This window comes from Streptomyces sp. NPDC056222 (assembly GCF_042264065.1).
Lineage (GTDB): Bacteria > Actinomycetota > Actinomycetes > Streptomycetales > Streptomycetaceae > Streptomyces.
The window spans coordinates 1-1,092 of record NZ_JBHJTL010000232.1 but is presented as its reverse complement, the minus strand read 5'-3'; the positions used below and the strand labels follow the sequence as shown (position 1 = coordinate 1,092).

At 59.2% G+C, this 1,092-nt stretch carries 2 protein-coding genes; both read right to left on the bottom strand.

All coding sequences use genetic code 11. The annotated features are described in order from the left end of the window. Positions 1 to 47: 47 nt before the first annotated feature. The gene (locus ACFC0D_RS38740; protein WP_376446836.1) at positions 48 to 482 is read right to left on the bottom strand and encodes a BLUF domain-containing protein; all 435 of its coding nucleotides are present in this window, start codon (positions 480 to 482) and stop codon (positions 48 to 50) included. A 230-nt stretch (positions 483 to 712) separates the two neighbouring features. After that, positions 713 to 1,092 (bottom strand): hypothetical protein (locus ACFC0D_RS38735; RefSeq protein WP_376446834.1); only part of this gene is annotated, 380 nt, incomplete at its 5' end.

The following is a 1,092-nucleotide window of genomic DNA, read 5'->3' as shown; positions in this document are numbered from 1 at the left end:
CACCCGAGGACAGCACAAGGGGCTAACTCCGGGGGAGCCGCAGCAATTCAGGATGCCGCCGCCTCGCGGCATTGCGCAACCAGATCGGCGAGTTGCTCCATGCCGGTAACGGGATCAAACCGGCCTTTCAGCCGCTGGGAGAAGTTGGTCCAGTCGGCGCGGACCAAGGACTTAAGCTGAGAGGCGGTCACCCGCATGAATAGCAATGGCTGTTCCGGGAAGCGGAGCTGCTGAACAGTCCCTCGAGCGAGCTGCACAAGTTCTGAGTGGATGGCCAATGATTCGATGTAGACCAAAGTCGCAGCTACCGAACTGGCGGTTCCCTCGAGGTAGGTAAAGAAGCGGCGTCCATCGAAGCACACAACCGCTCGCGATCCACACACCTCGTTGAACCTGGCCCCAGCAGCCATTAGGTCGGCAAGCCGGCTTTCACCCACCTCTTCGACAGCAGAGCTTACAAACACAACTGAACACTTCAGCATGCGGCACAACCTCGAATTCAGAGGCGAGCGTATGCCCAGACATGTGCTCAGCGCGTGCAGGAAGCAAAGCAACAAGCGGTGCACAGTCACGGGATTTGCACGCTTGCAGAACTACGCTCCGCACACCACTCAAGACTGAGTGGCCGTGAGCTGCATCAAGCCGCCGCGCGTACCTCGCAGGACGCGATCAGCCATGACACTGTCGCCCCTGAATGATCAAGAGCAGTCCATTACACGCGCCGCCCTTCGAACCCAACTCCCCTCAGTTCGTCTGGAAAACCAGGTTCAAGGACAAATGTGTCTATACCGGTTGCGGAGTTGGCCTGCCTGGGCGGATTGAGAGCGACAAAAGTACCGAGATCCGCGCAACCAAGCAGGCGCTTGCCGCACAGCTTGCGCACGTTCGGCTTTCGCAGTGCCACGAGGTGTTCGTGCGAAACACGACGGCCGCTCTGATCACTGTCCACCACTTTCTTTCTGAAGCAGCGGAGAAGGACGCCGTCTTCTTCCTTTGCGCAGATGCAGAGGTCGCTGGGCAGATCATCGACACTCTCAACATCTGCGCGGAGTAACACGTCGAGCCACTTGGCCGCAGCAGCAGCCGGTGGGC

What these genes read in the sequence shown, in the direction of transcription:
- ACFC0D_RS38740 (WP_376446836.1), bottom strand. Translation starts at nt 482, where the DNA reads ATGCTGAAGTGTTCAGTTGTGTTTGTAAGCTCTGCTGTCGAAGAGGTG.